The following is a 13,461-nucleotide window of genomic DNA, read 5'->3' as shown; positions in this document are numbered from 1 at the left end:
GCGTCGGGACGTTGAACCTCGGTTACTTGCTGAAACCGGCCGTGAGGCCGCTGAGCAGCTGGCGCCGGCCCACCGCGTACAGCGCGAGGATCGGCAGCGTGGTCAGCACCACCGACGCGAGCACCGCCGGCACGTTGATGCTGTACTGCCCCTGGAAGGTCCACAGCGCCAGTGGCAGCGTGCGCTGCGTCGGGCTCTGGGTCAGGATCAGCGGCAGCAGGAATCCGTTCCAGATGGACAGTCCGTTGTAGATGGTGACGGTGACCAGCGCCGGCCGGATCAGCGGGAACGCCAGGTGCCAGAGCGTGCCCCACTCGGTGGCGCCGTCCATCCGCATCGACTCGAACAGCTCGCGCGGCACGTCCCGGATGAAGTTCGAGAGCACCAGCACCGACAGCGGGATGGCGAACGCGATCGACGGCAGGATGATGGCGAGCAGGGTGTCGTACATCTTCAGGCGAATGATGATCAGGTAGACCGGGATGATCACCGCCTGCAGCGGGATCGCCAGGCCCATGAGGAACACCGCGTTCACCGAGCGCAGGAACCGGCTGCGGTTGCTCGCGCGGACGATGGCGTACGCGGCCATGAACGAGATCAGCACGGCGGGGATGACGGCCCCGGCGGTGACGATCGCGCTGTTGAAGAAGTACCGGACGAAGTCGGCCTCGATGACCATCCGGTAGTTGTCGAGGGTCGGTTCGGTCGGCGGCGCGAACGGGTTGCTCAGGAAGTAGTTGGACTGCGTCTTGAGGCTGGTGATGAGGATCCAGTAGAGCGGGATCACCACGATCGCCAGCCAGATCAGCCCGGCGAACCCGGCCGGCAGGTTGAACCTGCCGCGTCGGCGGCCCCCGCCGGCCGGCTGCGTCGGGCGGGTCGGGGTCGTGGTGCCGGGTGCTGTCGTCAAAGTCGTCGCCACGTCACACGCCTTCCATCTGGCTCTCGGTCGCGTCGCGGCCGCCGAGGCGGCGCAGCAACAGCGCGAGCCCGAGACCGACCAGCACCAGGATCACCGCGATCGCGCTCGCCGGGCCCATCAGGCTGGCCTGGAAGCCCCGCTTGTACATGTCGAGCGCGAGCGCCCGGGTGGCATCGCCCGGCCCGCCGCCGGTGAGCACGAAGATCAGGTCGAAGAAGGTCAGCGACCCGACCACCATCAGCGTCGACGACGTGATCACCGTGTACTTGAGCTGGGGCAACGTGATGCTGAAGAACTGCCGCAGCCGGCCGGCGCCGTCGATCTCGGACGCCTCGAACATCGTCTTCGGGATCTGCCGCACGGCGCTCTGGTAGATCAGCGAGTGGAACGGGATGAACTGCCAGGAGACCACGAACACCAGCACCCCGAGCGCCAGGTTGTCGCGACCCAGCCAGTCCTGTTGGAGCAACGGGATGCCGAGCCCCGCGCCGAGCCCGAAGTTCGGGTCGAGCAGAGCCTTGTAGGTGATGGCGAGGGCGGCCGAGCTCAGCAGCAGCGGTACGAAGTAGATCACCGCGAGGATCTCGCGATAGCGGCTGCGCGTGGCCAGGTAGACGCCGATCAACAGGCTCAACGGTGTCTGGAACGCCCAGGACAAAATCATGATCAGGAAGGTGACCCAGAGGGCGTGTACGAGGCCCGGGTCGCGCAGCACGCTGCGCCAACTGTCGAAGCCCGCCGCGTGGATGTCGCCGATGCCGTCCCACTGCGTGAAGCTGAGCACCAGCACGCCGATCAGCGGGATGATCGCGAACGCGACGAACATCAGGAACGCGGGAGCGGCCAGCCAGGCGACGGACCCGCTCCGCCCGCCCTGGGCGGAGGTCGCGGTACTCCCCCGCGGGGCGGGCGGAGCGAGAGATGTCATTGCCCGATGACCCCGTTCATGTTCTCCGCCCACTTCTGCGGCGTGATCTTCAGCTGGAAGAGCTGCGCGATGTTGTCGAGCAGCTTCTCCGCCGCGGTCGGGCTCAGCGCCTGATCCCACGACTGCGCGAAGGTCTTGGCGTTGGCCGAGGTGTTGTAGACGAACTTGAGGAAGTCGGCGTCCTTGGACGCGCCGAACGCGCTCTCGGTGCCCTTGACGATCGGGACGGCGCCGGCGTCGACCCATTCCTTGACCTCGGCGTCGGCGAGCACCGCTTCCTTGAAGAACTTCTTCGCGGTCTCCTTCTGCTCGGGCGTGGCCTTCGAGGAGATGGAGTAGTACTGCCCGGGGTTGCCGACCGTGTCGGACACGTCACCCTTGCCGCCGTCGATCGGCGGGAAGTTCATGTAGCCCAAGCTGCCGCTGGACACGAAGTCGCCTCCGTCCGCCGCCATGCCGCCGTACGTCCACGTGCCGTGCAGCATCATCGCCGCCTTGCCCGTGTAGAGCAATGCCTGGTCGGCGTTGGAGTCGGCGGTGATCGACGAGAAGCCCTTGATGAAGCCGTTGGCCCTGACCAGGTCCTGCACCATCGTCAGCGCCTGGATCGACGCCGGGTTCGACCAGGCGTCCTTCTGGCCGTCGAACACGGCCTGGAAGACCTCGCTGCCGCCGAGGCGGTCGAAGAGGAACTCGAGCCACATCATGTTGGTCCAGCGCGACTGGCCGCCGAGCGAGAACGGCGCGATGTTCTTGGCGTTGAACTTGGGCACGAGGTCCATCACGTCGCCCCAGGTCTGCGGGGGCTCGGCGCCGATCTTCTCGAAGGCGCGCTTGTTGTAGAACAGGACGATCGGCTGGACCGTCTCGGCCGGCATCGCGTAGATCTTGCCGTCGATGGTGGCCGCGCCGAACGACGACGGGAACAGCCGGTCCTTGACCGCCGCGTTCTCGCCGAACCACGAGGTCAGGTCCTCGACCTGACCGGCCTGGGCGTACGTGCGGAGCGTGCCGCCGCCCCAGCCCCAGATGATGGTCGGCGCCTGGCCGGCACCGATCGCCGTCTTGATCTTCGTCTTGTACGCGTCGTTCTGGAACGTCGTCGCGGTGATCTTGCTGTCGGGGTTCGCCTGGTTGAAGCGGTTGACGGTGTTGGTGCGGATGCCCTCACCAGGTGCGCCGGTGAGGAACCAGTAGCTGGCCGATCCGGCCGTGCCACCGCCGCCGGTGCTGCTGCTGGGGCCGGAACTGCCACAGCCGGCGAGCGCGACGCCGGCGGCCGCGCCCATGGAAAGGCCTAGGAAATTCCGCCGGGACAGGATGCTGCGCTCCACGCTGACCTCCGTACTCGTGTGCCGCGGCAACCGCGGCGTTTCGATCGGGCGAGTAGCACGAGGGGTCACCGGCCAAGATGGAGCGCTCCCACGGCTGTGCGGAAGGGTGCCGTGGCAGGGAAATTTCGGCCGGTGATCTCGCAAATTAACGTAGAATTTTCAAGTCAACGTAGGATTCCGTCATCGACGTGTCAAGGGCTTGAAGCTGACGTTCTGATCGGCGAAAGTAAGGCCAGCGCAAGGCTTGCCCGGTCGGCCGCGAGCACCGGAAACTTCGAAAGTTTCGAAGACCAACCCTTATCTTGCGCAAAGGAGGCACGCCCCGTGGCAACTCAGCCCGTCCAGGTCGAGACCCAGCCCTGGCACGACGTCAGCCGGCCGGTCGCCGACCGGGTCGAGCTGCTCCTGGGCGCGATGACCCTCGAGGAGAAGCTCGCCCAGCTGGGCAGCCGATGGCTCCGCAAGGACCTGAACGACGACGAGGCCGAGCAGGTCTTCGCGCCCGACCACAACGTGGCACCCATGCAGGACGTGTTCTCGGCCGGCGACAAGCCGCTCGAGGTGGCCAGCCGGCACGGTCTCGGCCACCTCACGCGGGTCTACGGCAGCGCGCCGGTCACCGCCGCCGAAGGCGCGGCCGAGCTTGTCCGCGAGCACCACGTCGTGCTCGACGCCCACCGGCTGCGCATCCCGGCGCTGGTGCACGAGGAGTGCCTGACCGGGTTCACCACCTACGGCGCGACCGTCTACCCGGCCGCGATCGCCTGGGCCGCGACGTTCTCCCCCGACCTCGTCGAGCGGATGGCCGCCGCGATCGGCCGCGACATGGCCGCCGTCGGCGTGCACCAGGGCCTCTCGCCGGTGCTCGACGTCGTGCGCGACTACCGCTGGGGCCGGGTCGAGGAGACCATGGGCGAAGACCCGTACCTGGTCTCGATGCTCGGCTCCGCCTACGTTCGCGGCCTCCAGAGCGCCGGCGTGATCGCCACCCTCAAGCACTTCGCCGGTTACTCGGCCTCCCGAGGCGCCCGCAACCACGGCCCGGTGTCCATGGGCCGGCGCGAGCTGGTCGACGTCATCCTGCCGCCGTTCGAGACCGCGGTGGCCACCGCGGCCGCCGGCTCCGTGATGAACTCCTACTCCGACGTCGACGGGGTGCCCGCCGGCGCCGACCACTGGCTGCTCACCGAGGTGCTTCGCGACGCGTGGGGCTTCGCCGGCACGGTGGTCTCCGACTACTGGGCCGTGCCGTTCCTCGCGACCATGCACCACATCGCCGCCGACGACGCCGAGGCCGGCGCGCTGGCCCTGGCCGCCGGCATCGACGTCGAGCTGCCCGACACCATCGGCTACGGCGCGGCGCTGCTCGCGAAGGTGCGGTCCGGCGAGGTGCCCGAGGCCCTGGTCGACCAGGCCGCCCGCCGACTGCTCACGCAGAAGGTCGAGCTGGGCCTGCTCGATCCGGAGTGGACACCGGAAGACTCGGTCGCCGGAGCTGCCACCGTCGAGCTCGACTCGGCCGCCAACCGGGCGCTGGCCCGGGAGATCGCCGAACGCTCGATCGTGCTGCTCGACCCGGGCAGTGCGCTGCCGTTGCCCACCGCCGGGCGGATCGCGGTCGTCGGCCCGTGCGCCGCACAGGCCCGCACCTTCATGGGTTGCTACGCCTTCCCCAACCACGTGCTGCCGCGGCACCCGGGCCTTGGTCTCGGCATCGACGTGCCGACCGCGCTCGACGCCCTGCGCGCCGAACTGCCCGATGTGGACATCTCGCACGCCGCCGGCTGCGAGATCGAGGGCGACGACCGGTCGGGGTTCGCGGCTGCGGTCGAAGCGGCCCGCGACGCCGACGTGGTCGTGGCCTTCGTCGGCGACATCGCCGGGCTGTTCGCGCACGGCACGTCCGGCGAGGGCTGCGACGCACCCGACCTGCGTCTTCCCGGTGTGCAGGGCGAGCTGCTGGCGGAGCTGCTGGACACCGGCACCCCGGTGGTCGTCGTGGTCGTCTCCGGCCGGCCCTATGCGCTCGGCGACGTGCACGGGCGGGCGGCCGGGCTGGTGCAGGCGTTCATGCCGGGCGAGGAGGGCGGCGCGGCGATCGCCGGCGTGCTCTCCGGTCGCGTGCAGCCCACCGGCAAGCTGCCGGTGCAGGTGCCGCGCGGGCCGGGCGGCCAGCCGGGCACCTACCTCCAACCCCCGCTCGGTGCCGAGCTCACCGACATCAGCAGCCTCGACCCGACGCCGCTGTTCCCCTTCGGACACGGCCGCTCGTACACCACGTTCGCGGTCGACGACCTGCGGATCTCGGCGCCGACGGTGCCGACGGACGGCGAGTTCACGGTGGCGGCGCGGGTTCGCAACACCGGTGACCGGGCCGGCACCGAGGTCGTCCAGCTCTACCTGCACGACCTGGTCGCCCAGGTGGTCCGCCCGGTCAAGCAGCTGGTCGGGTTCGCCCGGGTCGACCTGGCGCCGGGTGCGGCCGCCGACGTGCGCTTCCGGGTGCACACCGACCGCACCGCGTTCGCCGGCCGCGACCTGCGCCGGATCGTCGAGGCGGGCGACATCGACGTGCTCGTCGGCACCTCCGCTGCGGACCTGCCGCTGCACGGTACGGTACGGCTCGTCGGCCCGACCCGCGTCGTCGGGCACGACCGGCACTTCGACACACCGGTCGAGATCGCGCCGGTCCCGGGTGACGCTGGTCCGTGATGAGAGGAAGGTCCGTGCCGCCCAAGGTTGGCCGCGCGACGCTGGCCACGGTCGCCAGGTCAGCCGGTGTCTCGGTGACCACCGTGTCCAAAGTGGTCAACGGACGCTCCGACGTCGGTCCGGAGACCCGCGCGTTGGTGGAGTCGCTGCTCGAACAGCACGACTACATCGGCCGGCGGTCGCCGGCGGCGAAGGGCAGCCCGGCCACGGCCCGGATCGAGTTGATCTTCAAGGGCGATCTCAACGCGTACTCGACCGAGATCATCCAGGGTGTGCTCGGCTCGGGCGGCGAAGCCGGCGTCGCGGTCGCCATCAGCACCCGGCCGCGGACCGCGGCCGGCGCCGACGCCAGCCGCCCCAAGGGCTGGGCGCGCGACCTGGCCGCCGCGGGCCGGCGCGCCGTGATCGCGGTGGTCGACGAGCTGACCTCGGCCGACCTGGCCGCCCTGTCGCGGGCTCAGCTCCCGCTGGTCGTCATCGACCCGCTCAACCTCCAGCGCGAACGGGTCACCAGCGTCGGCTCGACCAACTTCGCGGGCGGGATGGCCGCGGCGCAGCATCTGCTGGCGCTGGGCCACCGGCGGATCGGCTACGTCGGTGGCTCGACCCGGTCGGCCTGCAACCAGGCCCGGATGCACGGCTACCGGGCGGCGCTCGAGGCCGCCGGGGTGCCGGTGCCCGACGAATACCAGCACACGGGCGACTTCCGCTACCAGGACGGCATCCAGGGCGGCGCCGCGCTGCTCGACCTGCCGACCCGACCGACGGCGGTGTTCGCCGGCAGCGACGAGACCGCCGCCGGCGTGATCGAGGCCGCGCGGGCGCGCGGGCTGCGGGTGCCCGACGACCTCAGCGTGGTCGGCTTCGACGACACCGAGGTCGCCCGCCTCTCCTCACCTCCGTTGACCACCGTGCGGCAACCGCTGCGCGAGATGGGCGGCGTGGCGCTGCGCACCGCTTTGCGGCTGGCCGCAGGGGAAAAGCTCGACTCCCACCACGTGGAGCTGGCGACAGAGCTCATCGTCCGTGGCTCGACCGCGCGGCTGACCGAGTACACCTAGGGCGGCGCGGCCGTCGATTCGCGGACGACCAGCTTGGTGGCCAGCTCCACGTGGTGCGAGTCGAGGGGCTCACCGGCGATGAGGCGCAACAGGGTACGCAGGGCGACCCGGCCCATGTCGCGCAACGGTTGCCGCACCGTCGTCAGGGCCGGCGTCGACATCACGGTCAAGTAGGTGTCGTCGAAGCCGACGATGCTCAGCTGTTCCGGCACTTTCAGCCCGCGCGCCATGGCCGCGGCGAACACGCCCATCGCGGTCGGGTCGCTGGCCGCGAACACGGCGGTCGGCCGGTCGTCCGCGTCGAGTAGCTCGCCACCGAGCATCAACCCGGACGGGAAGTCGAACGAGCCGTTGCGGATCAGTGCCGGGTCGGATCGGATGCCGGCGTTCTCCAACGCCGCACGGTAGCCGTGCAGCCGCGCCCGACTCGGCGACGAGGCGACCGGCCCACCGACGAAGGCGATCCGCTGATGGCCGAGCCGGATCAGGTGGTCGGTGGCCTCCAGCCCGCCGCTCCAGTTGGTCGCGCCGACGCTGACCACGTCGGTGCGCGGGAGGTTGACCGGGTCGATGACGACCAGCGAGAGCCCGGCCCGGTCGAAGGCGGCGAGCTGGCGCGAGGTCAGCTCGGAGGTGACCACGATCAGGCCCTTACGGCCGGCGTCGGTCAGTCGGCGCGCCCAGGCGGCCTCGGTGCGCGGCGGAGAGTCGGTCAGGGTGGGCAGGCGGCGCACGACCACGTCGACACCGAGCTCGTCGCCGCCGTCGGTGACGCCGTGGAGGACTTCGGTCGCGTACGGGCTGATGATGTCGTCGAAAACCAGCTCGACGCTGCGGACGGGCGCGGACGTGCCCCGACTGCGCGCCCCGGGCGGGCTGTAGTTGTGCGCCCGCAACGCCTCCTCGACCCGGGCGCGGGTGGCGCTGGCGACGTCGGCGCGGCCGTTGAGCACCTTGGAGACGGTCGGCAGCGAAACACCGCACGACTCCGCCACCATCGCGAGCGTTGCCCGCCGCTCGCCCTCGACCACCACCGGTTTTCTCCCACCTCGAAAATGTTTCGAGCCGAGACTAACCGGGGTCCGGGGCGGCTTCAAGCGGCCGTCCGGCCACCCTCGGCGCCCTACGGCGGCCGATGGCCGCGGCCGTCGTGACCACGGCGGCGGGGATGAGCGCCGAGCCGCAGAAGGTCAGGACCACGGCCACCATGACGCAGGCGATGCCCGCGCAGATCCGCGGCGCGCCGCGCAACAGTCGCCAGCCGGCCGCCGTGCAGCCCAGATAGACCACGAGGAAGAACGTGGTGGGCACGTTGACCAGGGTGGCCAGCTCGATGCGGCCGGTGGCCAACGGCAGGATCAGCACGAGACCGGAAACCAGAACCCCACCACCCAACCACCACGGCAGCCCGGCGCCGGGCACCGACGCCCGAGCCGGACGAGGCCGCAGCTCATCGCCGCCGCCGTGCTCCGCGGCCGCCGGAGGCCTCGAAGCTTCCTCGTCCCGGGCCGGGACGGGCCGCCACCTCTCACCGCCGGCGGACTCCGCGCGGGCTGAGATGCGGGCCAAATCCGGGCCGGGTTGGCGCGCGCGGAGGTGTCGCTCCTCGGTGTTCGGGCGTAGGGCTCGGGCGAGGCTGGCCGCTCCGGCCAGGTAGGCGAGCATCGCGCCGGTCGTGAGCACCACGGCCCCGATCGCGGCGACCGCTGTGCCGATGTCGCCCAGGCCGATCCTGAGCAGGGCGGCGAGAGGCACCTCGGTGCCGGCTTGCTCCCCCAGCGCCCCGACGGTGACGAAGCCCAAGGCCAGGTAGACGACCGCCGTGGCCGCGAACGCGATGGCGATCACCACCGGTAGCTGCCTGCGCGGCCGCGCGAACCGGGTCGTGAGCGGCGCGATCGCCTCCCAGCCCACGAACGCCAGCATCAGTGTCGCCGCGGTCGGACCCAGCGCGACCCAGCCGTGCGGTGCGAACGGCGTCCAATTGGCGGCCCGGCTGGCCGGTGCGGCGCCCGCCACCGCGCCGACGACGATCACGAGCAGCAGGGCCACGAGTCCGAACTGGACGGTGGCCGAGGTGCGCACCCCACGCGCCGTGACCGCGAGCGAGCCGACCAGCAGCACGGCTGCGGTCGTCGCGGCGACCCGGACACCGCCACCGGTGAGCTCGGCGACGTAGTTGCCACCGACCACGGACACGATCGGGGCACCGCCGATCACCCCGGCCAGGAAGCACCACGCCACCACCCGGCCGGCGCGGTGGCCGAGGCCGGCCGTGGCGTAGCCCCACACGCCGCCGGCCGACGGATGCCGCACTCCGAGCGCGGCGAACACGACGGCGAACAGCGCCGAGGCTCCGAGCAGCGCCGCCCACGCCACCACGGAGGCCGGGCCGGCCTGGCTCGCGGCCAGGCCCGGGAGCAGCAGCAGGCCGGGGCCGAGCAGGGCCCCGATGTAGAGGGCGGTGCCCCTGGCGATGCCGATGTCGCTGGTCATGCCCCGCAGTCTGGCAACGTTGCCGCCGCCCGCGATGGCAAATGTGCGCGGCCTAATCTATCTCCACGCAACCCCGTTGCGCACAGGCGCCCCAGCGCGCAATCATCTGCCATGACCCGTTACGACAGCACCGACCGCGCGATCCTGGCCCGGCTCCAGCAGGACGGCCGGATCGCCAACGTCGACCTGGCCGAGGCGGTCGCCCTGTCGCCGTCGGCCTGCCTGCGCCGGGTGCGGGCGCTCGAGCAGGACGGCCTGATCGCCGGCTATCGGGTGGAGCTCGACCGCGCCCGGCTGGGCCTGGACCTGACCGTCTTCGTCGAGTTGCGCGTCGACCGCCACTCCCGCGAGAACGCCGCCCGGATCGAGGCCGAGCTGACTGCCATCCCGGAGATCGTCGCCTGCCACGTGATCTCCGGCCAGGCGGACATCCTGGTCGAGGCCGCGGTCGCCAACCTGGCGGCGTACGAGCATCTGCTCATCGACCAGATCCTGACCATCCCGTCGATCGTCGACGCGCACAGCACGTTCGCCATCCGGACGGTCAAGACCCGCGGCCCCCTACCGCTGGCCCAACTGCCCTAACGCCGCAACTCCACCGTCGCGGACGCCTTGACGCCGTTGACGGTCACCGCGAGCGTCACCGTGCCGCTGCTGCGCAAGGCGGTCAGGCGGCCGGTCGCCGGGTCGAACCAGGCGCGGTCACCCGGGCGGATGCCCAGCGCCGACCCGACGTGCAGCTCGGCCGAACCCGACCAGTGCGCGGTCACCGGCGGCGCCACCGGCACCGACCGCCCGCCCGGCTGCGTCAGGGTCGCGGTCACCGCGGCCGGAGCACCGACCGCGACCGTCGCCGGCACGGCCAGCGCCACCGCGTCCACGTGCGGGTTGACCTCGGCGTCGATCCATCGTGGACCCTCGGTCAACGGGTTCAGCCGCGCCAGCGCCGCCTCGGCCGGAGTGACCGGGTCGACGCCCAGCATCGTCCACCCGGTGAAGCCACCGAGGTGCGGGGCCGTGGACGGCTCCTTGCCGCTGTTGCCGTTGATCAGGTACGGGACGCCGTCCACCCGGTCCGCGTGGAACGTGCCGACGTGTGCGCCGACGAAGGCCGCGCCCTTGCCGGTGCGGTGCTGGAAGTCGGCCAGCCACCGCTCGACCAGCGCCGCCTGCTTGCGGTCGCCGAGCTGGCTCGCCTTCGCCGGCGTCGGGTCCCTCGGCGGGTGGTGCTCGAACACCGCCACCGAGCCGACCCGCGGGTCGGTGGCGGCGGCGTCCAGAGCCGCGCGCAGGGCCACGACCTGGTCGAAGCCCAACGCCCCCGCGCTGGTGTCGAGGGTGACGATCCGGGTCCCCTGGTGGTCCACCACCCGCGACGTGGGACCGAACACCGACGTGAAGTTGGTGATCGGCGCGCCCATGACCTCGTGGTTGCCGGGCACGTAGTAGTACGGCAGCGTGCCGCCCAGCTCCTCGTCGAGGATCTGCTTGGCCAGAGCGAAGTCCGCCGCGTACGCGGTGTCCACCAGATCGCCGTTGATCACCAGGAAGTCGGGCCTGGCCGCGCGGATCTCCCGCAACGTGCGGCGTACCCGCTCGACCTGGGTGCTGTTCGGGTCCGCCGCCACGAACTGCGCGTCGGAGAGCACGGCGAGCCGCCAGGGCGCGCCGTCGACCGTGCCGTCCCGCAGCACGATCCGGTCGGTGCGCGGCGGCTCCGGTGGCACCTCGACCGGCGGCGCAACCCGCGCCACGATGTCGTCGATCACGATGTCGGTCTGGTAGGCCTTGGCCGGGTCGGTCTCGGCGACGTAGAAGCGGCGGATCCGCACCGGATACTGCACACCGGGCGGCACCGCCAGCTCCGCGTAGCGCCAGCCGGTCCAGGTGATGTAGGGACCGCGCAGCACGTGTTGCTGGTCGAGAGCGTCGTGCAGGTGCAGACTGGGCCACTCCCCCTTGCCGTTGCCATGGATCCACATGCCGAACGCCTGTGGCTGCCCGTCGACGGGAATCCACTGTGGCGGGTCCGCGTACGCCGCGCGGGTGCCGGTGGACTGGCCGAAGTCGTACGCCATCCGGAGCCCGTCACCCGTGTGTCCCGGCGCCGGTGCGACCGACCCGGTGGCCCGCGCCGCGCTGAACTTCCACGCCGCGGCGTCGTCGAACGTCGCGACCGGCACGTCGGTCAGGCCGATCGACACGGGCACGACCGTGCTGCGGCCGCCGACGGTCACCGTGATCAGCCCGGCTCCGGCGCCTGCCACGGCCTTGACGGTGAAGAACCCGTTGGCACCGGCCACCACGTCGACGAGCCCGGGGTCGAAGTCGAGGCGCACGTCGGCCGGCTCGATCGGGGCGCTGTTGCCCTCACCGTCGAAGCCGACGACACCGAACGTCCCGGACGAGCCGGCCGCGTCCAGCGCCACCTTGTCGGCGGTCGCGTCCACCCTGGACAGTGGGCCGAGCACGACGAGGTCGATGTCCCCGCTGGCTCGGCCCTTGGCCGCGGTCACCGTGGCCGCGCCCGGCAGCACCCCGCGGAACACGCCGGTCGCCGACACGGTCCCGTGGGTCGCGCGCCAGGTCGGGGTGCCGGTTGCCGGTCCGTACGTCTCGTCGTAGCCGGCCGCGGTCAACCGCCGGGTCAGACCCGGAAAGACGCGGTCCGGGCGGCCACCGCGCACCGGCCCGATCCCAGGCGCCGCGGCGGCGTCGATCGCGGTCTCCACCCAGTAGGCGCGCAGCCGCCCGCTGCCCTGCGGTGCGTAGATCGCCAGCCCGTTGGGCACTGGCCGCTCGGACCCGTCGGAGGGCGCGTTCTCCACCCGCACGGCCGCGGCGCCGGGCTCGCGGGCGACCAGCGTCGAGGAACCGCCACCGTCGAGGTTGAGCGCGTCGTGTGCGCCCAGCGAGGCCATCAGGCGGCCCAACTCGGTGAGCGTGACGCCACGGCTGTCAGCCTGCCGCCCGTCCACGGTCAACATGATCATTTTCCGGCCGTCTGCGGAGAAGCCGACCGCGGTGCGTGGCTCCGGCGTCACGTCGCCGATGTCGAGCGGCACGCCGTCCCGCACCAACACCCGGTTGCCACCGATCGCGGCGGCGACGGCCCGGTCGTCGTCGGGCCGGGCGCGGTAGGTCACGTCGACGGCGTCACCGGGCCGCAGCCCGGCCAGCGCCTCGGCACCGGCGTCGCGCCCGAGCAGGACGGTGGTGCCGGCGGCGATCGGTCCGCGGCCGGCCGCCGGTGCCACCGTCGCCACGCGCCCGCCGGTCAGGGTCACCTCGGTCACCCGCGTCGCGCCCGACACCGCACGAGCCCGGTCGTAGTCGCCCCACAGAGCGGTGAAGACCCCGATGCCGCCGGCCTGCACGAGGTTGTTGAACTGGGTCAGTGTGACCGGCCCGGTCGGCAGCGCCGCAGTGCCGTCGAAGTAGAACTGCACGACCCTCCCCACCCCGTCCGGCCCGACAGCGACACCGTCGGGATGCCCGGCGACCGGGGACTGCACGAGCGCGCCGTCGCGTACGCCGATGCCCTGCGCGGCCCCGGACTGGTTGATGTCGAAGAAGTCGCCGTTGACCGCGGCGACCGCACGGGCCTGGTCGGCGACACCCCGCAGCGGAGCCGTGCGGGCCACCGCGCCGGTGTTGAGGTAACCGACGGACAGGCCCTCCCCGGCTAGGTCGGCGGTGAGGGCGTCGGCGCGGATCCAGCCGTTGGCGTCGAGCCGGTCGAAGGAGGTGAGCTCCAACCCGGGCGCGACCGGCCGCGTACGCCGGTCGGTCTCGATAGAGGTGACGGCCGGCGCGGCGACGCCGGTGCCGACGCGCGGGACGGGCGTCGCGACCGCCGGCCCACCGGCAAGCAGCACGGCCAGCAGGGGGAGCAACACGGGACCGACGCGGCGGCTGGATAGACGGATACCCATGCCCGCGAGCCAACCGGAACATGGAGGAATTTTCAAGAGACAAGGGTAAACGTGAAAGAAAACTTCACGTGCC

Annotated in this window: 9 protein-coding genes; 3 read left to right on the top strand and 6 right to left on the bottom strand. The window is 71.6% G+C overall.

The window, feature by feature from the left end; all coding sequences use genetic code 11:
* Positions 1-22 precede the first annotated feature (22 nt).
* The 3 genes from AB0J88_RS03580 to AB0J88_RS03570 are packed head-to-tail and all read right to left on the bottom strand — an operon-like array spanning position 23 to position 3,184.
* The gene (locus AB0J88_RS03580) at positions 23-922 is read right to left on the bottom strand and encodes a carbohydrate ABC transporter permease (RefSeq protein ID WP_364357805.1); all 900 of its coding nucleotides are present in this window, start codon (positions 920-922) and stop codon (positions 23-25) included.
* A gap of 1 nt (position 923) precedes the next feature.
* The gene (locus AB0J88_RS03575) at positions 924-1,850 is read right to left on the bottom strand and encodes a sugar ABC transporter permease (RefSeq protein ID WP_364357808.1); all 927 of its coding nucleotides are present in this window, start codon (positions 1,848-1,850) and stop codon (positions 924-926) included.
* A complete protein-coding gene (locus AB0J88_RS03570; RefSeq protein ID WP_364357811.1) occupies positions 1,847-3,184 on the bottom strand; it encodes an extracellular solute-binding protein in 1,338 nt (445 codons plus the stop codon). The genes AB0J88_RS03575 and AB0J88_RS03570 overlap by 4 nt, the downstream gene beginning before the upstream one ends.
* A gap of 324 nt (positions 3,185-3,508) precedes the next feature.
* Here AB0J88_RS03570 and AB0J88_RS03565 point away from each other — a divergent pair, with 324 nt between their 5' ends.
* Together AB0J88_RS03565 and AB0J88_RS03560 are read left to right on the top strand one after the other, a co-directional pair.
* Positions 3,509-5,896, top strand: a complete 2,388-nt coding sequence (locus tag AB0J88_RS03565) for a glycoside hydrolase family 3 N-terminal domain-containing protein (protein ID WP_364357814.1) — start codon at positions 3,509-3,511, stop codon at positions 5,894-5,896.
* A 14-nt stretch (positions 5,897-5,910) separates the two neighbouring features.
* Positions 5,911-6,957 (top strand): substrate-binding domain-containing protein, encoded by a 1,047-nt coding sequence (locus AB0J88_RS03560; protein ID WP_364357817.1) that lies wholly within the window; start codon positions 5,911-5,913, stop codon positions 6,955-6,957.
* On the opposite strand, the gene AB0J88_RS03555 is transcribed toward AB0J88_RS03560, so the two are convergent.
* Both AB0J88_RS03555 and AB0J88_RS03550 read right to left on the bottom strand, forming a co-directional pair.
* Positions 6,954-7,991 carry a LacI family DNA-binding transcriptional regulator gene (locus AB0J88_RS03555; protein ID WP_364357820.1) on the bottom strand — a complete coding sequence of 346 codons (1,038 nt, stop codon included), beginning with the start codon at positions 7,989-7,991 and terminating at the stop codon, positions 6,954-6,956. The genes AB0J88_RS03560 and AB0J88_RS03555 overlap by 4 nt on opposite strands.
* Before the next feature lie 37 nt (positions 7,992-8,028).
* A complete protein-coding gene (locus tag AB0J88_RS03550) occupies positions 8,029-9,453 on the bottom strand; it encodes an APC family permease (RefSeq protein ID WP_364357823.1) in 1,425 nt (474 codons plus the stop codon).
* 111 nt (positions 9,454-9,564) lie between these two features.
* On the opposite strand from AB0J88_RS03550, the gene AB0J88_RS03545 reads away from it, so the two are divergent.
* Complete coding sequence (locus AB0J88_RS03545) at positions 9,565-10,038, top strand: Lrp/AsnC family transcriptional regulator (RefSeq protein WP_364357826.1); 474 nt, start codon at positions 9,565-9,567, stop codon at positions 10,036-10,038.
* Here AB0J88_RS03545 and AB0J88_RS03540 read toward each other — a convergent pair.
* Positions 10,035-13,388: a phosphodiester glycosidase family protein gene (locus AB0J88_RS03540; protein ID WP_364357829.1), complete on the bottom strand. Its 3,354-nt coding sequence runs from the start codon at positions 13,386-13,388 to the stop codon at positions 10,035-10,037. The two genes, AB0J88_RS03545 and AB0J88_RS03540, sit on opposite strands and share 4 nt — an antisense overlap.
* Positions 13,389-13,461 lie beyond the last annotated feature (73 nt).

It is taken from the genome of Asanoa sp. NPDC049475, from assembly GCF_040676915.1.
Classification (GTDB): Bacteria; Actinomycetota; Actinomycetes; order Mycobacteriales; family Micromonosporaceae; genus Asanoa.
The sequence above is the reverse complement of the archived record's forward strand: the minus strand, read 5'-3'. Positions and strand labels throughout refer to the sequence as shown.

Bases quoted from the DNA above. Each gene is read 5' to 3' on its own strand.
- AB0J88_RS03540 (WP_364357829.1), bottom strand. From the start codon at position 13,388: ATGGGTATCCGTCTATCCAGCCGCCGCGTCGGTCCCGTGTTGCTCCCC.
- AB0J88_RS03575 (WP_364357808.1), bottom strand. From the start codon at position 1,850: ATGACATCTCTCGCTCCGCCCGCCCCGCGGGGGAGTACCGCGACCTCC.
- AB0J88_RS03550 (WP_364357823.1), bottom strand. From the start codon at position 9,453: ATGACCAGCGACATCGGCATCGCCAGGGGCACCGCCCTCTACATCGGG.
- AB0J88_RS03545 (WP_364357826.1), top strand. From the start codon at position 9,565: ATGACCCGTTACGACAGCACCGACCGCGCGATCCTGGCCCGGCTCCAG.